The sequence below is a fragment of the Sinorhizobium fredii USDA 257 genome (genome assembly GCF_000265205.3).
GTDB lineage: Bacteria > Pseudomonadota > Alphaproteobacteria > Rhizobiales > Rhizobiaceae > Sinorhizobium > Sinorhizobium fredii_B.
Window position 1 is genome coordinate 4,149,043 of record NC_018000.1, and the last position, 22,069, is coordinate 4,171,111.

Annotated in this window: 11 protein-coding genes; 3 read left to right on the forward strand and 8 right to left on the reverse strand. The window is 61.2% G+C overall.

What is annotated here, in order from left to right; genetic code table 11:
* Window positions 1-60 precede the first annotated feature (60 nt).
* The gene (locus USDA257_RS19395) at window positions 61-1,533 is read left to right on the forward strand and encodes a hypothetical protein (RefSeq protein WP_014764660.1); all 1,473 of its coding nucleotides are present in this window, start codon (window positions 61-63) and stop codon (window positions 1,531-1,533) included.
* Here USDA257_RS19395 and USDA257_RS19400 read toward each other — a convergent pair.
* From USDA257_RS19400 to uvrA, 6 genes are all read right to left on the reverse strand, one after another.
* On the reverse strand, window positions 1,493-2,425 hold the full coding sequence (locus USDA257_RS19400) for a hypothetical protein (protein WP_014764661.1): 933 nt from the start codon (window positions 2,423-2,425) through the stop codon (window positions 1,493-1,495). The two genes, USDA257_RS19395 and USDA257_RS19400, sit on opposite strands and share 41 nt — an antisense overlap.
* 1,256 nt (window positions 2,426-3,681) lie before the next feature.
* Window positions 3,682-4,332: a hypothetical protein gene (locus USDA257_RS19410; RefSeq protein WP_014764664.1), complete on the reverse strand. Its 651-nt coding sequence runs from the start codon at window positions 4,330-4,332 to the stop codon at window positions 3,682-3,684.
* A 9-nt stretch (window positions 4,333-4,341) separates the two neighbouring features.
* A complete protein-coding gene (locus tag USDA257_RS19415) occupies window positions 4,342-7,446 on the reverse strand; it encodes a DEAD/DEAH box helicase (RefSeq protein ID WP_014764665.1) in 3,105 nt (1,034 codons plus the stop codon).
* Between the two features lie 141 nt (window positions 7,447-7,587).
* Window positions 7,588-11,379 carry a vitamin B12-dependent ribonucleotide reductase gene (locus tag USDA257_RS19420; protein WP_014764666.1) on the reverse strand — a complete coding sequence of 1,264 codons (3,792 nt, stop codon included), beginning with the start codon at window positions 11,377-11,379 and terminating at the stop codon, window positions 7,588-7,590.
* A gap of 719 nt (window positions 11,380-12,098) precedes the next feature.
* Window positions 12,099-12,902, reverse strand: a complete 804-nt coding sequence (locus USDA257_RS19425) for a DUF72 domain-containing protein (RefSeq protein WP_014764667.1) — start codon at window positions 12,900-12,902, stop codon at window positions 12,099-12,101.
* Between the two features lie 170 nt (window positions 12,903-13,072).
* Window positions 13,073-15,994, reverse strand: coding sequence for an excinuclease ABC subunit UvrA (gene uvrA, locus USDA257_RS19430; protein WP_041414426.1), 2,922 nt, complete (start codon window positions 15,992-15,994; stop codon window positions 13,073-13,075).
* Between the two features lie 284 nt (window positions 15,995-16,278).
* On the opposite strand from uvrA, the gene USDA257_RS19435 reads away from it, so the two are divergent.
* On the forward strand, window positions 16,279-16,791 hold the full coding sequence (locus tag USDA257_RS19435) for a single-stranded DNA-binding protein (protein WP_014764669.1): 513 nt from the start codon (window positions 16,279-16,281) through the stop codon (window positions 16,789-16,791).
* 67 nt (window positions 16,792-16,858) lie between these two features.
* Here USDA257_RS19435 and USDA257_RS19440 read toward each other — a convergent pair whose 3' ends face one another.
* The gene (locus USDA257_RS19440) at window positions 16,859-17,488 is read right to left on the reverse strand and encodes a MarC family protein (RefSeq protein ID WP_014764670.1); all 630 of its coding nucleotides are present in this window, start codon (window positions 17,486-17,488) and stop codon (window positions 16,859-16,861) included.
* A 302-nt stretch (window positions 17,489-17,790) separates the two neighbouring features.
* Between USDA257_RS19440 and gyrA the strand changes: the two genes are divergently transcribed.
* Window positions 17,791-20,574 (forward strand): DNA gyrase subunit A, encoded by a 2,784-nt coding sequence (gyrA, locus tag USDA257_RS19445; RefSeq protein ID WP_014764671.1) that lies wholly within the window; start codon window positions 17,791-17,793, stop codon window positions 20,572-20,574.
* Window positions 20,575-20,673: 99 nt separating this feature from the next.
* On the opposite strand, the gene USDA257_RS19450 is transcribed toward gyrA, so the two are convergent.
* Window positions 20,674-21,597, reverse strand: a complete 924-nt coding sequence (locus tag USDA257_RS19450; RefSeq protein WP_080605639.1) for a transglycosylase SLT domain-containing protein — start codon at window positions 21,595-21,597, stop codon at window positions 20,674-20,676.
* Window positions 21,598-22,069: the final 472 nt, after the last annotated feature.

The window sequence follows — 22,069 nt, forward strand, 5'->3', positions numbered from 1 at the left end:
CATAAGAACAGGTTTACCCGCGGCGGCTATGACGGTCGAAACCTTCAGACGGACCGGTACATGACCAGAATGCTGATCGATGCGGAAGAATACCTTCCAGACATCCACAACGACTCTTCGAAATCCTACTTCGCGGAAGCGGTCGCGTGCTTCAATGCCGGCGCCTACAGGGCTTCCGTGGTCATGATGGCATGCGCGGTCTTTGAGGACCTAAGGCTGAAGGTCAAGGCCTACGGGCCATATGATGGCACTGCCGACGAACTCAGCGGAGTGCTAGAGAAGGCATATCAGGAGCAAAAGAGCTACGAGGCTGAATCCTTCAGAATGTTGCGGCACTCGGGGATGTTGGAGCCGACGGACAAGAACTATCTGTTGTCGCTAATCACCGCCCGGAACAACGCGGCCCACGCCTCAGGAGTCGCCATCACCGAGTCGGAGGCGTACCGCTTTGTCGAAGAGGGTGCCCGCAGGATCGTTGCCGTCCGGCTGATGTGGGACGAGCAGGGGGTGGCCGAGCTTATCCGGCGGATGGCGCGAACCGACCTCTTTCCTCCGACCGCATTCGAACATTTCAATGAAATAACACAAGCGGAACTGGCGTCGCTTCATCCCCGAGTCCACGGGCTCCTGATCGATACGATCGCTGACCAGCTCGGATCGGCCGGCCCAATCTTCCAACGCAATACGACGAGGCTTTTTACATGCCTCGCGGCTCGCCAGGACGGCGCAATTCGGCACGCTCTTTTCGAGAAGCTGATCGCGACGAGGACCCTCGACCCGTCGAACGTCTGGCTTTTCGAAATGCTCGCTGCCGATCCCCGTATCCTGAAGGGCAAGGCAAGAAACATCCATGCCGTCGATGCCGGACTCGCTGCGATCTGCGCGAACATAGACACTGAGGACGACAACCAGATTGCAGCACTCGAGACGGTTTTCCTCGGACTTCTTGCGGACGGCTCCTCTGGGACCTTGAGCTCCGACCTTGCCGCGCTCACCAGAGCAATCGGAAGCAAATTATGGCTGCGCCCGACCTTTGTCAGCGGTCTGGAGCACGGCGGGCCGGTCCGCGACATTCTAGTGGATGGACTGGTGGTCCGGACCTTAGATCCTGACATGGCCGAAGGCTGGCTCGCCGCCGTGGTGAGGACATGGGAAGAGGATGACGAACGTTTCTTCGCGGCCGCCATCTCGGAGGAGACGGCCCTGAGCCTGCTGCGCAACCTCGCCAACGGGGCCTCCGCCGGCAAGCCGGTATGTGCTAGGGTGCTAAATTCCGGATGCCAGATGCTTCCGTCGCTCCGACGCAGGGCGATCGGATGCATCGAGGCTGAACCGGATGTGGCTTGGCGCATCCTCGAAGACGATGAGGACGGAGGAATCTCTCCCAAAGAGTTCCTGGAACGCTATCTCAGCGTGGACCGATGGATCCGAGAAGAGGAAGGCGGAGAAGAGGATGCTGGGAGGAGCCCCAGATCGTTCGCCGGTCGAACGGTCACCGCTGCAGGGGCGAGGGCACGACGCTTTGGGCGTTGACACGGCGGGAAGTGGATCTCGTAGCGTCGGTACGCTCGCGGCGGGTGATCCACTCGCGGAGCGGCCGGTTCTCCTCCCAGCCGTTCCTCTGCCAGAGCGGCCAGCCGCCGATCCGATCGGAGCATAGACGACCGTGCCGGTTGAGACCGCTGCGGACTATGGCCGGAGGCATGATCGACTCCGCCATGTCGAGATCGTCGCGTACCTGGCGGCGCTCGAGGATGCGGACGCGGAGAGCGGTCTGATATTCCGCGGTGTCGAACCCTAGGATCAGAGCGTCCTTCATCGACAATGCTTCAAGGCCGACGTCGCGCAAGGGGGCGTCGCTCCTTTCGATAGAGCCGGTGGACCCATCTCGGACGAGGTAGTGCCGGAGGAAGCGATCCTCTGCCCAGACCAGGCTATCGTCGACTTCGTCGGCCGCCCAGCCGATCACTTCGTGCCTATCGAACATGGCGTCGGCCGGATATGGAACGCGGCGAACCGGATTCCATTCCTCCCAGTCTCCCGCCCCCTCGCGCTCCTCGGCCTCCCACTTGTCCTCGGGCGGGAGAAGTTCTGCTGCCAGCTCTTGCTCGCTTTGGATGAGAGCCCTCCGGAGCCAGCGGCTCCTCAGCCCCGCTTGATATTCGGCACTCGTGAAACCGAGGACTGTGGCGTCGTCGAGCGAAAGGTCTTCGAATCCTTCAACAGACAGCGGCCCCCAAGTGAAGGTGCGGCCTTCTTGACCGGCGCAGACCAACGGCGTGGCGAGTCGGTCGGAGGTTGTCTTCGTCGGGCCGCCGTCGGGACCTTCCCACCCGAGGACTCGGGCGCCGGTTTCGAAATAGTCGGACCCTCTGAAAATGCAGCGCGTCGCTACGGTGGTTGTGCCAGTCGATGGTGCAGTCATCACTATGTTCCCTGTTAAGGGGATGGTGGCCGACCGGCATGCAATGGACAAAGGGAATCTCGAAGGCCTGATACCGACCTTCACACGACCCCGACAGGCGACGGAGCCCAGGCTCTTACCGTACTAACCCAACTATGTGAGGCAGGTTCGACAGATGCAACATGTGCACGCCCGCGCGGGACGAGGAGTTCCTGGCGCTGACAAACCTTCGAGGCAAGGCCATAGAGGCGGTGTGTTCGAGCCCCGACGAAGCTGAGGCCATAATCGAGAGCAATGCACATCACGCTCGGGCCGCCGGCTCGCTCGACTTTCTCTTCACGGGAAGGATGGCGGCGGCGTAGGTTCATCCTCACTAACGGAGCTGCCCTGCATCCAACGGCGGGTTGGCCCCTCGACGTCCCACATGTGGTAACCCCACGCGACATCCCGGTTCTCCGGTTCCAGGAAGAGCCGGCCGTGCCTGTTGAGCGCAAGCTGTACATCTCTAGGCGGCGTCACCGAGCGCGCAAGATCTTGCTCGTCTCGAAGATGGCGCCGCTCGAATAGCCGCACACGAAGGGGCGGTGCGGTATTCCATCGTCGTGAACCCGAGCTTGATCGCGTGCTTGACAGACAGGGATTCCATCCCGACTTGAGCGATAGTGCATGCGCTCAGTCTCAACTGATTAGTAGAGGTGTCACGAACCAACCAGAGGCAGTTGAAGCGATCCGCCGGTGATTCTTTCAAGAGACGCCCGTCGACTGTCGCCCAACCTACTGCCTTTTCGTCCTGAACCAGATCTTCGCTGAGGGAACCTGCTCCACTGCGGTTGCACCTGGCCACTCTCCAGGTTCGTCGGTGCACAGTTCGCGATCCACTGCTTCAGAGAAGTCCGCAGGAGGGATATAAGCTCCGCTGCGAGCTCGGATCATGTGGCTTGGTTCCTGTTGACTAGGGAGGCGCCGGTGCAAGCGAATCGGCGCTTTCCGGCGCGATAGAATTGGCACTCCCGCCGCCTGTGGAATTTGATGTCGGCGCCTTGCGGCAGCGCCGCTACCTATCTACCTTCAGCTTTGAGCGTCGGCAGCGGCGCTTCGCACATTGATGATTGAAGCCGAGGTGGTTCTTGATGTCCGGAAATGACAGCGATCATGGCAGCAGAAGCTCTACTCCTCGCACAACGCCTCCGGCGGCCCCGGAAAGGGGACCGGGTCAAAGCTCGGCGCAGCCGTTGACCACTGGATCCGGCGATCGGCCGCCACCGCCCAGGCGCTGATTACTTCTTCCAGCCGATATCGATCTGCTTGATTTCGGAACGCGGAACGTAGGTGATAACGTTCTCCCCTGAAGAAGTGATCGTGTCGTAATCTTCTCGTTCACCTTCCGCCCGGTGAACTGCCGTAACGTAAAGCGCGATCCCATCTTCGTTGATGATCAGTGGTTTCGTCGGGATGCCTGACGATTCGGCTCTGTGAAACAGACTTTCAAGGATCTTTCCGCTGGCGAGATGAATCTGGATGAAACTCCACCTCGCGTTGGCGGATGTGAGAGATCTCAGGGCAGATGTCTCGTGGTCATCATGGTATACATTTAACGCCGACATTAGCTGTTTGATAGCTCTGTCCAGATAGCGCCGCCAGAGGAGTGCGAAGAAAGTGGAGCCTACCACGGCGAGCGTACCGATGATCAGAACGCTCCTGTAGTCGGTATCCACCACTGCCGTCGGTGCCGAGTAGCCCACCTTTACCGCCAGTTTTGTCACGACGTAGGAGAATGCCCGTCCGAGGGTGCCGAGGACCAGAACCTGCAGAAGGAAGTCTTCCGTCTTATGCTCGAGCTTCCGTGCGGCCGTGGTCAGCTTGTACCCGAGATAGCCAGCGACGAGAACGATCTGGATTTCGAAGGGAAGCTTGAGAAGCTCGTTCATACGTTCTCTCTACGCAACATACTGCGGAATGACTGGCACGGGTGCTGCCACGGCTCTCTGAGTCCGCTCTGCAGCCATCTCAACTGCCTTGCGGACGATCTTAAGCTTCTCGAGATCGTCGCCAAGGACGCGGAGGATGTCGGCGTCCTCGGCGCTTTCGATACTCGTCCCGGCGTCCAGCCGAGCTTCCGCGAGGGCACAATAGTCGCCGCGCGTGAGGGCGGCTCCAGCTTCCCTTGCCAAATCGACGGAGGTCGGCGCCACGCCATAAGTCAGCCTTAGGGTCAGCCGCTGGACGCGTTCTGAAAGATCTAGTTCGGGGTGCAGGATCTCGGCGACCTTCGCTGCGACGCCGATCAAATCTGCGGCACGGGACGATACACTTCGGATCGGACCGGCCGACCCGCCGAAAGCGCCGCCATGCTGCCCCATGGTGACTTCGATCTCGCTGATCGGTCGGCCCGACACATAGAGCAGGGAGGCCACTGCCTTCTTGGCCCGAAGAGTAGCGCTATGCTGATCGAGCGCCTCGGTTTCGAGGCTGCGCAGGACGTTCCAGTGGATGCCCTGCTGCTGAAGGAGGGAAGGCCACGTATGTGGTTCCTTATGCTTGCTGCTCTTGTTGATTGGAAAGTAGATCTCATCCAGCTCGATAGTGTTCTGAACAACAGCGAGCAGTGCCGGATCTGTGATGTCCGAAGGCGCGAGCCGCGAAAGGGCAGCAACAAGGCGAACGATCGACCCAACCTCGGTAGCACTTTCCCCTGCAAGGCGACCGAGCGGCGCAAGCGTATAGAAGCCTTCGGGATCCTTCTTGATGAGCCCATGCTTTTCGAGACTCGTCAGCGCACGCAACAGATCTTCATGCGACCATCGCCATCCGTCCTGCCGGCGACCAGCAAGGAATGCTCCGAAGCTGCTCTCCAGGAAGGAAACGACCGCGTCACTCGACACCCCGGCCTTCGCTGAGCGAGGCAATGCGACAAGGACGCGAAGGACAAGCGATCTCGGATCGGTGTTGCCAGCAATGAACCGCGACGATAGATCTTCAGGCCTTCCAGCGACATATCGGCGCCAGAGGTAATCTTCATCGCGTGAGTTCAGGGCCAGCAGATAAGATGTTCCGGCCTCGGCAAACCCCAAGCGGCCTGCGCGACCGACCAGGTTCTTGTATTCGGCAATTGAATACGGCACCTGGCCGGGATGTTCGAGGCCTACAATGATCACGCTGTTCGCGGGAGTATTCACGCCCATCGCGAGTGTCGTTGTGGCGGAGATCACTCGCAGGCCAGATCCTTCGCGACGGAATTCTTCCTCGATGACCTGCCTTTCAGCGGGCTGAAGGTCGGCGTTATGAAACGCGACCCCATGCTGAAGATCGGCGATCAGATCCTTGTGCGCCTGCGATGGGTCGAGCCGCGGCATGCGCTTCACCGCCTCGGTTGCCGGTGGCAATCCGAGCTGCGCTGCGAGGTAGTTGCCGACATGCCGGGACTCGCTCTTGGTTTCCCGGAAGACGATGACCTGCTCTCCGGCGGCTGCCAGCTTCCGGATCAGCGGGATGATCCAGTCCTGCGCACTGTCCTTCAGCCCCATACGGGCGGCTGCACCTCTTTCGATCTTCTCGCTTCCATCCGCTGGATCGATGTACCGGAAAGAGCCGTCGTGCCTCAGGATTCCTTCACGCAACGGAACAGGTCGCTCATCTCGCCGCAGCAGCCTGCCACCGAGCCAGGCCTCCAGACCACCGGTGTCGCCGATCACAGCGGAGAGAGCGATGATCTGTGGCTCGATACCTTCTCGTCTTCGCATTTTGATCAGCGTGAGGATGAACTCGAGGTTGGCTCCACGCGAGGGGTCGGCGATCATCTGAACCTCGTCGACAACGATCGTCCCGGCCTGAGCCAGGACATGCGGATGGGCCAAGGCGAGGGCCGCGAACTTCTCGTAGGTAAGAAGCGCGATATCGTACTTGCCGCGGATGAGTGGGGAAATATCGTCAGTTTCGCCGGTTGCCTCCAGGATGCGCAGACCGAACCCGCCATAGACTTTCTCGAAATGACGACGCTTGTCAGCGACGAGAGCCTTGAGGGGGAGAAGGAAGATCGCCCGCTTCCGATCCAGGACCTGCCGAAGGGCGGCCAACTCTCCGACCATCGTCTTGCCAGACGACGTCGGTGCGGAGACGAGGAGATGTTTCCCCTGAAGGATGCCGTACTCGTTGATCGCTTCGATCTGAAGCGCATTCAGCGAGGGGATTGCCTGTCTCCAGGCGGTGACGATTTTTTCGGGGAAGCCGTGAGCCGCAAGACTGTGGATGTCCGATGTGACGGCAGCCGCGCAAATCGAAGGAAAGGCCTTCGTGAAGCGCTCTCCCTGAACGAAGACGGGCCAAGTGAGGCCACCGTCGATCTGGCCACGCATGGATGGATTCTGGCTCTTGCCGATCTGCTGAGCTGCGGCCTTCACGCGCGCGGTCACATATTCAAGAATTCGGTAGACGGAAAGTCGTCCAGCCTCCTGGATTTCAGCCGGGCCGCGGAGCGCTTTCAGAAGGTAGTAGGTGAGGAGTCCGTGGCCGTGGCTCGAAAACTCCCATGCCTCTTCCGAGACACCTGATGCGGTGAGGATGAGACGACCATCACCCGCCAGGTTCTGAAGGCGGACCTCCGTCGAAGCGAGGCTGCGAGGCACTGCTGGCACCTGCAGAACCTTCGCGCCTAGGCCACCCGAGAAGCAGCAGTCGAGGAACAGGATCACGCGGCGAGCGGGTATCCGAGAGAACCAATCCTGAAGACGATCAAGCGGGAGGGAAGTAGCCGGTATGTCGTCGTAGGCGGTATCATGGACGATCAGTTCGTGCGTTTCCGAACCGTGACCGGAGAACGCGATGACAACGGTATCGTCAGGGTCGCAATTGGAAAGTGTCTCGAATTCCTCCTCGATCCTCCCCAGCGAAGCGTCCTGATCAGTCAGCAGGACCGTGCGGCCGCCCAGAGTATCGGCGAACATTGCCCAAAGCGCTCTCGCATCACGCGCCGCGCACGACAGGTCGCGGATCTCGGACGACTGGTAGCGGTCAATACCGACAAACAAACCCCTGAACGTCAACATATTCACCCTTTGTTCTGGAGGCTATTTTCCGGACGCCATAGACGCCCGGAAAGTTCATGTTCAAGACAGAAACGCCTTTGCGACAGAGTTTATGTCAAAAAGACAAAGTTCGTGTCATCGTACACTGTTGCTGACCGATAATCAGCTGCAGCCACTCGTGGCGCCGCACGTGTCGCACTTCTCGCAGGTGCCGTTCCTGACCATCGTGAAGTTCTGGCACTCGGAGCACATGTTGCCGGTGTAGCCCTGCATGATTGAGCGGGCGCGGCGTTCCGCTTCGACCTTCTTGGCTTCCGACTTGGCAGCGGCGGCCTCCGCGGCTGCCTTGTCGGAGAAGAGGGCGGTCACTTCCTGCTCGACTTCTTCGGCGATCTCCTCGGCGAGCTCGGCGGCGCGCTCCTCATAGTCGCGCTTGAAGGCGACGACCTCCGAGCTGGCAATGGCCGTTGTGGGCTCCAGCTTGCGGGCGGCATTGCCGGCAATCGAGGTCACCGTGGCGCCGCCGGCGGCGCGGGCCGGAGCGCCGGTCGAGGCACCCTTCGGCTCCGAGCGATCGCCCGTGCCGCCGACGATCGTCGGCTTGTAGCCGCGCGTCCAGCCGGTCGAGACGAGGTTGGTCTTGCCTTCCTGAATGCCGCGGCCGAGCGCCGTGTTGCTGAAGTCGGAGGTGTCGACATGGGCAAGGTCGTGACGGCCGAGATAGGAGACGGCGAGTTCGCGGAACACGTAGTCGAGGATCGACGTCGCGTTCTTGATCGCGTCATTGCCCTGAACCATGCCGGCCGGTTCGAACTTGGTGAAGGTGAAGGCCTCCACATATTCCTCGAGCGGCACGCCATATTGCAGGCCGAGCGAGATGGCGATGGCGAAGTTGTTCATCATCGCGCGGAAGGCGGCCCCTTCCTTGTGCATGTCGATGAAGATCTCGCCGATGCGGCCGTCGCCGAATTCACCGGTCCGCAAGTAGACCTTGTGACCACCGACGATCGCCTTCTGGGTATAGCCCTGACGGCGGTTCGGCAGCTTCTCCCGGGCGCGCACGACCTTCTCGATGACGCGCTCGACGATCTTTTCGGTGACGGCGACCGCTTGCGCAGCGGCCGGCGCCTGCAGCAGTTCTTCAAGCGCGTCCTCGTCTTCCTCGTCCTCGATCAGCGAGGCGTTCAGCGGCTGCGACAGCTTCGAACCATCGCGGTAGAGCGCATTCGCCTTCAGCGCCAGCTTCCAGGAGAGCATGTAGGCGTTCTTGCAATCCTCGACGGTCGCCTCGTTCGGCATGTTGATCGTCTTGGAAATGGCACCCGAGATGAACGGCTGGGCGGCGGCCATCATGCGGATGTGGCTTTCGACCGAAAGGTAGCGCTTACCGATCTTGCCGCAGGGATTGGCGCAATCGAAGACCGGCAGGTGCTCGGCCTTGAGGAACGGCGCGCCTTCGAGCGTCATGGCACCGCAGACATGGATGTTCGCGACTTCGATGTCCTTCTTCGAGAAGCCCAGGTGCTCGAGGAGATTGAAGTCCATTGAGGCGAGCTGCTCGTCCGTGACCTTCAGCGTGTCCTTGAGGAAGTCGGCGCCGAGTGTCCACTGGTTGAAGACGAACTTGATGTCGAAGGCGGATTTCAGCGCCGTGTTGAGGGCGTCGACCTTGTCGTCGGTGAAGCCCTTGGCTTTCAGCGTCGAAGGATTGACGGCCGGCGCCTGGTTGAGATTGCCATGGCCGACCGCATAGGCCTCGATCTCGGCGATCTGGCTTTCCGAATAGCCGAGGGTGCGCAACGCCTCCGGCACGGCGCGGTTGATGATCTTGAAGTAGCCGCCGCCGGCGAGCTTCTTGAACTTGACCAGCGCGAAATCGGGCTCGATGCCGGTGGTGTCGCAATCCATGACGAGGCCGATCGTGCCGGTCGGCGCGATCACCGTCGCCTGGGCGTTGCGGTAGCCATGCTTCTCGCCGAGCTCGACGGCCTTGTCCCAGGCGCTCTTGGCGTGCGCGATCAGATCCTGGTCCGAGCAATCGGCGTGGATGAGGGCGACCGGGTCGACCGACAGGCCCTCATAGCCCGTGGTTTCGCCATGGGCGGCGCGGCGGTGGTTGCGCATGACGCGCAGCATGTTGTCGCGGTTCGGCGCGAAGCCGGGGAAGGGGCCGAGCTTGGCCGACATTTCCGCCGAGGTCGCATAGGCAACGCCGGTCATGATGGCGGTCAGCGCGCCGGCGATGGCGCGGCCTTCGGCCGAATCATAGGGAATGCCGGTGGACATCAGCAGCCCGCCGATATTGGCATAGCCGAGGCCGAGCGTGCGGTATTCATAGGAGAGTTCGGCAATCTCACGTGACGGGAACTGCGCCATCATTACCGAGACTTCAAGCACGATCGTCCAGAGACGCACGGCGTGTTCGTAGTCGGCGATGTTGATCCGCTTGTTGGCGGCATCCTTGAACTGCATCAGGTTGAGCGATGCGAGGTTGCAGGCCGTGTCGTCGAGGAACATGTATTCCGAGCACGGGTTCGACGCGCGGATCGGCCCCGCCGCCGGGCAGGTGTGCCAGTCGTTCATCGTCGTGTTGAAGTGCAGCCCCGGATCGGCCGACGCCCAGGCCGCATAGGAAATCGACTCCCAGAGATCACGAGCCTTCAGCGTCTTCATCACCCGGCCGTCCTTGCGGGCCGTCAGGTGCCATTCGCCGTCGGCCTCGACGGCGCGCAGGAAGTCGTCCTTGATCGAGACGGAATTGTTGGAGTTCTGGCCTGAAACCGTAAGATAGGCTTCCGAATCCCAGTCCGTGTCGTAGGTCTTGAATTCGATGTCCTTATAGCCCTGCCGGGCGAACTGGATGACGCGCTTGACATAGTTTTCCGGTACCAGAGCCTGTTTGGCAGCGCGGATCTCGCGCTTCAGCGCCGGGTTCTGTTTCGGGTCGAAGCAGGCATCATCGCTGCCGTCGCAGTTGATGCACGCCTTCATGATCGCCTTCAGGTGCTTGGCGACGATCTTCGAGCCGGTGACGAGTGCGGCGACCTTCTGCTCTTCCTTGACCTTCCAGTTGATGTATTCCTCGATATCCGGATGGTCGATATCGACGACCACCATCTTGGCGGCGCGGCGCGTCGTGCCGCCCGACTTGATGGCGCCGGCAGCGCGGTCGCCGATCTTCAGGAAGCTCATCAGGCCGGAGGACTTTCCGCCGCCCGAGAGCTTTTCACCCCCGGCGCGCAGATGCGAGAAGTTGGAGCCGGTGCCCGAGCCGTATTTGAAGAGACGCGCCTCACGCACCCAGAGGTCCATGATGCCGCCCTCGTTGACGAGGTCGTCGGCGACCGACTGGATGAAGCAGGCATGCGGCTGCGGGTGTTCGTAGGCGGACTTCGATTTCCTCAGCTTGCCGTTGAAGGGATCGACATAGAAATGACCTTGGCCGGGGCCGTCGATGCCATAGGCCCAGTGCAGGCCGGTGTTGAACCATTGCGGCGAATTCGGCGCGACGCGCTGGGTGGCGAGCATATAGGCAAGCTCGTCACGGAAGGCGCTAGCGTCCTCTTCCGTGTCGAAATAGCCACCCTTCCAGCCCCAATAGGCCCAGGTGCCGGCGAGGCGATCGAAAACCTGGCGGGCATCCGTTTCGGATCCGTATTGCTCGTCCTTCGGTAGCGCCTTCAGCGCCTCCGTGTCGGGAACCGAGCGCCACAGGAAGGAGGGGACGTCGTTTTCCTCGACGCGCTTCAGCTTGGCCGGCACGCCCGCCTTGCGGAAATATTTCTGCGCGAGAATGTCGGCCGCGACCTGGGAGAACTGCGCCGGCACGTCGATATTGGCGAGGCGGAAGACGATCGACCCGTCCGGATTCTTGATCTCGCTCGTCGCCTTGCGGAATTCTATCTCGGCATAGGCCGATTGCCCTGCCTTCGTGAACCGACGTTCGATCTGCATTGTCCCGTCCTTCGTTGCCATGCGCCAAGGCGCAGTTAACCTCGCCCGGCCGCGAGGGTCCGCAGCCAGCTTCAGCTTCCGTTCTCTAGAGGAAACCCAATACCCGGGTGTTCCGTATCTTGTGGTGATGCTGGCTGCAATCACTAAATATAGTATTAACAGGTTCTTTATGCCAGCCTTAACATTGTTTCGGCGCCCTCGAATCGCGCAAAATTCCGCCGCTGCGGCCACGCGAGATCACCCGCTTCAGCCACATGCCAGAACCGACGATATGGGGGAATGAACCGGCTTCTCAACTTCCCGGTTCGCCGCCGTCGCAACGTGCAATCCATTAACCGTGAATCGCCTTGGGGCGTCAAGGGGTGGTTTGTGACGGAAATTTGAGCGCTAGATCTTGTGTGGATCGACTGTGGAAAACGGGGACATCAACCAAGCCGTTGAAAATCAGGGACTTCCGGTGGCTATCTTGCAACAGGCGGCGACCAGGGAAAGAAAATGAGAGTTTTCACGGGTAAAAAACAGGTAACGGGGCATCCCACGGTGCTACTAGCAATTGCGGTGCGCGCCGGAATGTGAAGCGATCGCTTTCATGATTCGGCTGACTATATGTTGTGCCTGGAGGGCCAGCACCCGAAGTCCGGTACATGCCTCGAATCGCATGTGAACGCGACCATGGCTCTCGTGCGGGGGCTCTCGTGCGGGGCTCTCTTGCGCTTGCGTTAGCCCACCCGCTTCTGCAATTCCCGCGCCCCGTTCGGAGCATTGACCTTGCCCGAACTGATGAAAAAGGCAAAAACATCGCGTGGCGCCTTCTTCGCCTTTCGGTCTGGCGCGCTCTTTTCCAATCCGTCCGGCTCGCCGCCGGCGGCAAAGGTCTTGAGCCTGTCGGCCCAGAGATCGAGTCCCGCCGGTGGATAGCAGGTCTTGACGTCGTCGCTGCCCTTCTGCAGCCGCGCATAGACGAATTCTGCGGTCACATCGGCGATCATCGGATAGTCCTCGTGCTCGGCGAGAACCACCGCCGCCTTGTATTTATCCAGAAGCTCCACGAAATCCGGTACCTGGAAGGAAGGATGGCGCACTTCGACGACGTGCCGGAGCTTGAGGCCGTCCTGCTTTTCCGGCAGGAGCTCCAGGAAGCCCTCGAAGTCGTCCGGCTCGAATTTCTTGGTCGGCGCGAATTGCCAGAGAATGGGACCAAGTCGGTCGCCGAGTTCCGTCAAACCCTGCGTCAGGAATCGCTCCATGGATTCGCCGGCTTCCGCCAGGACCTTGCGATTCGTCACGTATCGGCTTGCCTTCAGGGAGAAGATGAAGCCGTCCGGCACCTCCGCGGCCCATTTGGCGAAGGTTGCCGGCTTCTGCGAGCTGTAATAGGTGCCGTTGACCTCGATCGCGCGGAGTTCCTTGCCGGCGAATTCGAGCTGCCGCTTCTTCGGAAGGTCGGAGGGATAGAAGCTGCCCTCCCAGGGCTCGAAATTCCAGCCGCCGATGCCGACGCGGATTTTCCCGGTTTCTGCCATCATTCCTCCTTGAGGCCCAAAGTGCGCCCGCGCTTCTCATCTCATTCGACCGTCTCGCCCCCATCCCCGCGAGGCGCAAACCTTGGCGGATCCGTATAGGAATCGCCACCCGTTCCTTGAGCAGCAAGTCCGCCGACGTACTCCGCTTGCCCGTCCACGGCACGGCCAGATCACTCCGCCGCGACGACTTTCCTCACCGGACGTCGCTCCAGAAGCTCCTTCAGGAACTGCCCGGTATAGGAGCGTGGTTCCTTCACGACGTCCTCCGGCGTTCCTTTCGCGATGACCTCGCCACCGCCGTCGCCGCCTTCCGGCCCGAAGTCGATGACCCAGTCGGCCGTCTTGATGACTTCGAGATTGTGCTCGATCACGACCACCGAGTTACCCTGGTTGACGAGTTCGTGCAGCACTTCAAGAAGCTTGGCTACGTCGTGGAAATGCAAGCCGGTTGTCGGCTCGTCGAGAATGTAGAGCGTGCGTCCGGTCGAACGCTTCGACAGTTCCTTGGCGAGCTTCACGCGCTGCGCTTCGCCGCCCGACAGCGTGTTCGCCTGCTGGCCGATTTTGATATAGCCGAGCCCGACCTGGTTCAGCGTCACAAGCTTGTCGCGCACGGCGGGAACGGCCGAGAAGAATTCGACACCTTCCTCCACCGTCATGTCGAGAACGTCGGCGATCGACTTGCCCTTGAAGTGCACGTCGAGCGTTTCCCGGTTGTAGCGCTTGCCATGGCAGACGTCGCAGGTGACGTAGACATCCGGCAGGAAGTGCATTTCGATCTTGATGACGCCATCGCCCTGGCAGGCCTCGCAGCGGCCGCCCTTGACGTTGAAGGAGAAACGGCCGGGCTGGTAACCGCGCGCCTTCGCCTCCGGCAGGCCCGCGAACCAGTCGCGGATCGGCGTGAAGGCGCCGGTATAGGTCGCCGGGTTCGAGCGCGGCGTCCGGCCGATCGGCGACTGATCGATATCGATCACCTTGTCGATATGCTCGAAGCCATCGATCCGATCGTGATCGGCGGGGTTTTCGCGCGCCCCCATGACGCGGCGGGCGGCCGCCTTGTAGAGCGTCTCGATGAGGAAGGTGGATTTGCCGCCCCCCGAAACGCCGGTGACGGCGGTAAAGACGCCAAGCGGGATCGACGCCGTCACATTCTTCAGATTGTTAGCCCGCGCGCCTACGACAGTGATTTCCTTCTTCTTTTTCGGTTTCCGCCGTTCGCCGGGAACCGCGACGCACAGTTCGCCGGAGAGATATTGTCCGGTCAGAGACTTGGGATTGGCCATGATGTCGGCGGGCACCCCTTCGGCGACGATCTCGCCGCCGTGAATGCCGGCGGCCGGACCTATGTCAACGACATGATCCGCCGTCAGGATCGCATCCTCGTCATGCTCGACGACGATCACCGTGTTGCCGATGTCGCGCAGATGCCGAAGCGTGTCGAGCAGGCGGGCATTGTCGCGCTGGTGCAGGCCGATCGACGGCTCGTCGAGCACATAGAGCACGCCGGTCAAGCCTGAACCGATCTGCGAGGCCAGCCGGATGCGCTGGCTCTCGCCGCCGGAAAGCGTGCCGGAATTGCGCGACAGGCTCAGATATTCGAGGCCGACATCGTTCAGGAAGCGCAGCCGCTCGCGGATTTCCTTCAGAATGCGCACGGCGATCTCGTTCTGCTTCGTGCTGAGATGCTCGGGCAAGGCCTCGAACCAGTCGCGCGCGGAGCGGATCGACATGTTGGTGACCTCGCCGATATGCAGCCGGTGGATTTTTACCGCCAATGCCTCCGGTTTCAGCCGGTAACCGGCGCAGGCGGGGCACGGAGCGGCCGACATGAAGCGCTCGATTTCCTCGCGCGCCCAGGCACTATCGGTCTCCTTCCAGCGCCGCTCAAGATTGGGCACGATGCCCTCGAAGGTTTTCGTCGTATTGTAGGAGCGGGCGCCGTCCTGATAGTGGAAGGTGATCTTCTCGTCCGTGCCATGCAGGATCGCCCTCTGCGCGTCCTCGGAAAGCTCGCTCCAGCGATTGCCGAGCTTGAAGTCGAAGACCTTGCCGAGCGCCTCAAGTGTCTGGTTGTAATATGGCGAGGTCGATTTCGCCCAAGGCGCGATGGCACCGTCCCGCAAGGTCCGGTTTGGCTCGGGGACGATCAGCGCCTCATCAATCTTCTGCTGACTGCCGAGACCGTCGCAGGTCGCGCAGGCGCCGAAGGGATTGTTGAACGAGAACAGCCGCGGTTCGATTTCCGAAATGGTGAAGCCGGAGACCGGGCAGGCGAATTTCTCCGAGAACAGCACGCGCTCATGCGTTTCGTTCAGCGACTTGTTGGCGGAGCCACCGGCGGCTGTCTCTTCCGGCGGCAGCGGCTTGTCGGCGAATTCGGCGATCGCCAGTCCGTCGGCAAGCGTCAGGCACGTCTCCAGGCTGTCCGCCAGCCGGGCGGCGAGGTCAGCGCGTACGACGACGCGGTCGACGACGACATCGATGTCGTGCTTGTACTTCTTGTCGAGCGCCGGCGCGTCGGCGATTTCGTAGAACTGCCCGTCGACCTTGACGCGCTGGAAGCCCTTCTTCATCAGTTCGGCGAGTTCCTTCTTGTACTCGCCCTTACGGCCGCGCACGAGCGGCGCAAGGATATAGAGCCGCGTGCCTTCGCCGAATTCCAGGACGCGATCGACCATCTGGCTGACCGTCTGGCTCTCGATCGGCAAGCCCGTCGCCGGCGAGTAGGGGACCCCGACGCGGGCAAAAAGCAGGCGCAGATAGTCATATATCTCGGTGACCGTGCCGACCGTCGAGCGCGGATTGCGCGACGTCGTCTTCTGTTCGATCGAGATTGCCGGCGACAGCCCGTCGATCTGGTCGACGTCCGGCTTCTGCATCATCTCCAGGAATTGCCGGGCATAGGCCGACAAGCTTTCGACATAGCGGCGCTGGCCCTCGGCATAGATCGTGTCGAAGGCCAGCGAGGATTTGCCGGAGCCCGATAGGCCGGTCATCACGATCAGCTTGTTGCGCGGCAGATCAAGGTCGATGCCCTTGAGATTATGCTCGCGCGCGCCGCGAATGGAGAGGGTCTTGAGTTCGCTCATCGGAAGCCAGTTTTGCATGTCGGTTGAAAGCCCCCTATGTAATGACGAGAACGCCCATGTCGAGGCGCAAACGGCAAACAGGCGGCCCAATTGCGATTCGGTTGACAGGATAATACGGGAATATTAGAACAAATAAAGAACATACATAAGCCTCGGTCTGCCAAATGAGCTGTGGATTATGTACGATGCGGGGCGTATCGGCGACGGCTGGTCGCTAAGATGCGCGCTCTTGAGACATTCGAATGCCGGGCCGGTGGCCCTGCGGAAAGCACGGGAAAAGCGATATGGCTGGTAGCGTCAACAAGGTGATCTTGATCGGGAATGTCGGGGCCGACCCAGAAATCCGGCGCACGCAGGACGGCCGGCCGATCGCCAATCTCAGGATCGCCACCTCGGAGACCTGGCGCGACCGCAACAGCGGCGAGCGGCGCGAGAAGACGGAATGGCACAATGTCGTCGTCTTCAACGAGGGCCTCTGCAAGGTCGTCGAGCAATATGTGAAGAAGGGCGCCAAGCTCTATATCGAAGGCCAGTTGCAGACCCGCAAATGGCAGGACCAGACCGGCAATGATCGCTATACGACCGAAGTCGTGTTGCAGGGCTTCAATTCGACGCTGACGATGCTTGATGGCCGCGGCGAAGGCGGCGGAGCAGGTCGCGGCGGCAGCGATTTAGGCGGCGGTTACGAGGACTACGATCAGCCGCGGCAATCCTCCGGTGGCGGACGTTCCGGCGGCCAGCCGAACCAGGGCGGCGGCAATTTCTCGCGCGACCTCGACGACGATATCCCGTTCTGATCGTCAGGGTTTAAAACCTGCAGAAAAATACGGCCCGCCTCTGAGCGGGCCGTTGCGTTTTCTCGATCTAAATTGAGAATGCCGAGCGCACGCCGTCGATGACGAATTGCACGGCCAGCGCCGCAAGGATCACGCCAAGGAGGCGGGTGAGGATCGCCCGGCCGGTGACACCGAGAAAGCGATCGATCCGTTCGGCAATCACGAGGGCAAGGAACAGGATTGCCATCGACACGGCAATGACCACAAGAAGCTGCACGCGCTCGACGACCGAGGGAAACGAACTGCCGAGCAGGATGGTTGCCGAGATCGCTCCGGGGCCAGCTATCAGCGGCAAGGCGAGGGGAAAGACGGCGATGTTGTGGATGTGGTCCTTGGTCACCGCCGTTTCTCCGGTCTTTTCCTTTCTCTCCTGGCGCCGCTCGAAGATCATTTCGAAGGAGATCCAGAAGAGCAGCAGGCCGCCGGCAATGCGGAAGGCACCGATCGAGATGCCGAGCAGGCCGAGAATGCCGTCGCCGAAAAGCGCAAAGGCGGCAAGAATGAAGAAGGCGATCAACGAGCCGCGGGTAGCGACCTGGAAGCGCTCCTGCCGGCTCAAGCCGACCGTGAGGCTCAGAAAAATCGGCGCGAGACCCGGTGGATCGAGCGTGACGAGAAGCGTCGTGAGCGCGTTGACCAAGAGATCCAAATCGAACATCCGTTCCCCCTCCGGATTGACCCCGGTATTTCCGGTAGCAGAGCCGCATTGTTAGGCAAGCCATGCGTGCTTGGAAAGGGGCGCTAGCCAAGCGCCGCGCAATGGCTTAAACCCGGTCGACGCGGGAGCATGCCAGCAGATCCGGCGCCTGTAGAGGAAGTTATTCCGATTGGTGCACGCGTGCCCTAGAAAAGCCCGTTCCGCCAGCAAAAGACTGTTCAAAACCATTGGCCAAAATTGGCGCTTGAAGCGGCATTCGGCTATAAGAACTGACTGATTCTGAACAAAGATCGTGATCGACATTGACTGAACAAAGCACTCCCGGCGGCGGAAAAACTCCGCCAGGCATCGAGCCGATTTCCATCATCGAGGAAATGCAGCGGTCCTATCTCGATTACGCCATGAGCGTGATCGTTTCGCGCGCGCTTCCCGATGTGCGTGACGGCTTGAAACCCGTTCACCGCCGCATCCTTTACGGGATGAGCGAGCTCGGCATCGATTGGAACAAGAAATACGTCAAATGCGCCCGCGTTACCGGCGACGTGATGGGTAAATACCATCCGCACGGCAACGCGGCGATCTACGATGCGCTGGCGCGCATGGCGCAGGACTGGTCGCTCAGGCTGCCGCTGATCGACGGGCAGGGCAATTTCGGCTCCGTCGACGGCGATCCGCCGGCGGCCGAGCGTTACACCGAGTGCCGGCTGCAGAAGGCGGCCCATTCGCTGCTCGATGACCTCGACAAGGAAACGGTCGATTTCCGCGACAACTACGACGGCACGCTGCACGAGCCGGTCGTCGTTCCGGCGAAATTTCCGAACCTGCTGGTCAACGGCGCGGGCGGCATCGCCGTCGGCATGGCGACCAACATCCCGCCGCACAATCTCAGCGAAGTCATCAATGGCTGCATCGCGCTGATCGACGATCCGGCGATCGAATTGCCGGATCTGATGCAGATCATTCCGGGACCCGATTTCCCCACCGGCGCCCTGATCCTCGGCCGCGCCGGCATTCGCCAGGCCTATGAGACGGGCAGGGGTTCCGTCATCATGCGGGGCCGCGCCCATATCGAGCCGATGCGCGGCGATCGCGAGCAGATCATCATCACCGAAATTCCCTATCAGGTGAACAAGGCGACGATGATCGAGAAGATGGCCGAACTGGTGCGCGACAAACGCATCGAGGGCATCTCCGATCTCCGCGACGAATCCGACCGGCAGGGCTATCGCGTCGTCATCGAGCTGAAGCGCGATGCCAATGCCGAAGTCATCCTCAACCAGCTCTATCGCTACACGCCGCTTCAGACCTCCTTCGGCTGCAACATGGTGGCGCTGAACGGCGGCAAGCCGGAGCAGCTGACGCTGCTCGACATGCTGCGCGCTTTCGTCTCCTTCCGCGAAGAGGTCGTTAGCCGGAGAACGAAATACCTGCTGCGCAAGGCGCGCGAGCGCGCGCACGTCTTGGTCGGCCTTGCCATCGCCGTCGCCAACATCGACGAAGTCATAAAGTTGATCCGCCACGCGCCCGATCCGCAGACGGCGCGCGAGCAGTTGATGGAACGCCGCTGGCCGGCCCACGATGTCGATTCCCTGATCCGGCTGATCGACGATCCGCGCCATCGGATCAACGAAGACGGCACCTACAACCTCTCGGAAGAGCAGGCACGCGCCATTCTCGACCTGCGCCTGCAGCGTCTGACCGCGCTTGGCCGCGATGAAATCGGCGATGAACTCAACAAGATCGGCGAGGAGATCCGCGATTATCTCGAAATCCTCTCCTCGCGGCTCCGCATCATGCAGATCGTCAAGGACGAGCTTGCAGCGGTTCGCGACGAATTCGGTACGCCGCGCCGCACCGAGATCGCCGACGGCGGTCCGGATATGGACGACGAGGACCTGATCGCCCGGGAAGACATGGTCGTCACCGTGTCGCACCTCGGCTACATCAAGCGTGTGCCGCTGACGACCTACCGGGCGCAGCGCCGCGGCGGCAAGGGCCGCTCCGGCATGGCGACGCGCGACGAGGATTTCGTTACCCGCCTATTCGTCGCCAATACCCACACGCCGGTTCTGTTCTTCTCTTCTCGCGGCATCGTCTACAAGGAGAAGGTCTGGCGATTGCCGATCGGCACGCCGCAGTCGCGCGGCAAGGCACTGATCAACATGCTGCCGCTGGAACCCGGCGAGCGCATCACGACGATCATGCCGCTTCCCGAGGACGAAACGACCTGGGAAAACCTGGACGTGATGTTCTCGACGACGCGCGGCACGGTGCGCCGCAACAAGCTGTCCGACTTCATCCAGGTCAACCGCAACGGCAAGATCGCGATGAAGCTCGAGGAGGAGGGCGACGAAATCCTCTCGGTCGAGACCTGCACGGAATTCGACGACGTCGTGCTGACGACGGCGCTCGGCCAGTGCATCCGCTTCCCGGTCTCCGATGTGCGCGTCTTTGCGGGCCGCAACTCGATCGGCGTGCGCGGAATTTCGCTCGGCGATGCCGACCGGATCATCTCCATGGCGATCCTCGCTCACGTCGAAGCCGAACCGTGGGAGCGCGCTGCCTATCTGAGACGGTCGGCGGCCGAACGTCGCGCTACCACCGGCGAGGATGAAGAGATCGTGCTTGTCGGGGAGGAGGTCGCCAATGGTGGCGAACTCACCAACGAGCGCTACGAGGAACTGAAGGCCCGCGAGCAATTCGTGCTGACGCTTTCCGAGAGGGGCTTCGGCAAGCGCTCCTCCTCCTACGACTTCCGCACCTCCGGTCGTGGCGGCAAGGGCATTCGCGCCACCGATACCTCGAAGACAGCGGAAATCGGCGAACTCGTCGCGGCCTTCCCGGTCGAGCACAACGACCAGATCATGCTCGTTTCCGATGGTGGCCAGCTCATCCGCGTGCCGGTGGACGGTATTCGCCTGGCAAGCCGCGCCACCAAGGGCGTCACGATCTTCTCCACCGCCAAGGACGAGAAGGTTGTCTCGGTCGAACGGATCAGCGAACCGGAAGGCGAGGACGAGATCGAGGAGATCGTCACGGCCGGTGAAGCCATTGTGGCTGAGCCGCCAGCGGACGCCGACGATTGAGCGAGTTTGCTATAAGCGACAAGGAGCCCGCCGGATATGGCGGGCTTTCTTTATAAGTGAGTTTCGTCGAGGCCCGTGCGACGACACCGAGCTCTCGAATCAGTTCTTGAAGACAACGCAGGCGCCGCCGCTCCGGCGAATGGCGGTGCACAACTTGTCCGCCTCGGCGCGGGTCTGGCGGCCGATGCGGGCGGCATAACGCGTTCTGCCTCCGAAGCTGCCATTGCGCTCGCGCACCACCAGCGCCTTTTCACCACTGATTGGCGCCGGCAGTCTCTTTACGGCATTCACGAACAGGCGGTACGCAATGGTTTTGCGCTGGTGGGCCGCCAGTTGAACGCCCCATGGTGCCCAGGGAGCCTCGTCCACGACGACGACCTCTCGCAGTCGCCGGGTGTTGGCGAGCGCAACGCAGCCATCCAGGAAGCTCTTGTTTTTGTCGAGCGCGAGGTCGGGCGACTTTGGCGGGTTGTCACGCCAATCCTCCACCGGATGGGCGGTGATCGCCAGGACATATTCGCGCGTCTCGTAGGGCAACCAGTCAATCTCGAGAAACCGTTCGAGCCCGGCCTCTCCTGCATTGTAAGCGGCTGCTGCGAAACCAAGATTGCCGTAACGGAGCTTGAGTTCGCTCAGATATTCGGCCGACTTGCCGAGGGCCGCCACGGCGTCGAAGCTGTTGGACAGGCCGCGCAGCTTTGCCGTTCCGGGCATGAATTGGGCGATCCCTTCGGCGCCTTTCGGGCTGACGGCGTCCGGTTGAAACAGGCTTTCGCGCCAGATCAGCCGTGCGAAGAAGGGCGCTGGCAGACCGTTTGCCTCGGCATAATGCTCGATAATGCCGCATACGTCCCGGGCAAAATTCTCGCGGCGGACGCAGAGGGAAACCGACGGGCTTGTCGCAGACACACCGGAGTAGAGGCATTTGCGCGCGACCGGGGCGTCGGTTCGCGCGTCGGCGATACCGGCAAAGGCCATCACGGTCAGCAGTCCGGCCCCGGCAGTGCGCGCCAGACGTCCCATTCGGTTGCTCCAGATGTGGCATCGGCCCGCTCTGCTCGGTTTGACCATACGGCTCCTCGGCGCTGAACGAGTGAATATGAATAGCATCTTCGCCGCCGACGAGAAACGGGGCAGGCGCGGCGGCCGAACGAATCGCTGCTCTGCGCCCATACGCTTCGTCATCTCCCTCAACGATGTCGGGCAAAAAAAGAGGGCCGCAAGAAAACTTGGGCCCTTGTAGTTGTGAAGGTAATTAGAACCTCCAGAGGGGAACAGCTGCTGCGGTGGCACTGGGAGGAGAAGCCACCAAAGTGCATCAGCTGGGTTTGGTATGCTGCTTTTTTGGGCGAGGAGCAATCATATAATATGCATGACAGCCATGCCGCCTGCGCATCCCTGCATATTTTTGCATCGCACAATGGCATTGCCTTGCAGTACGGTTTCGCAGCGGAGAAATACTTATTCGCAAAAACAAGAGGTTAAGAGAAGTGCT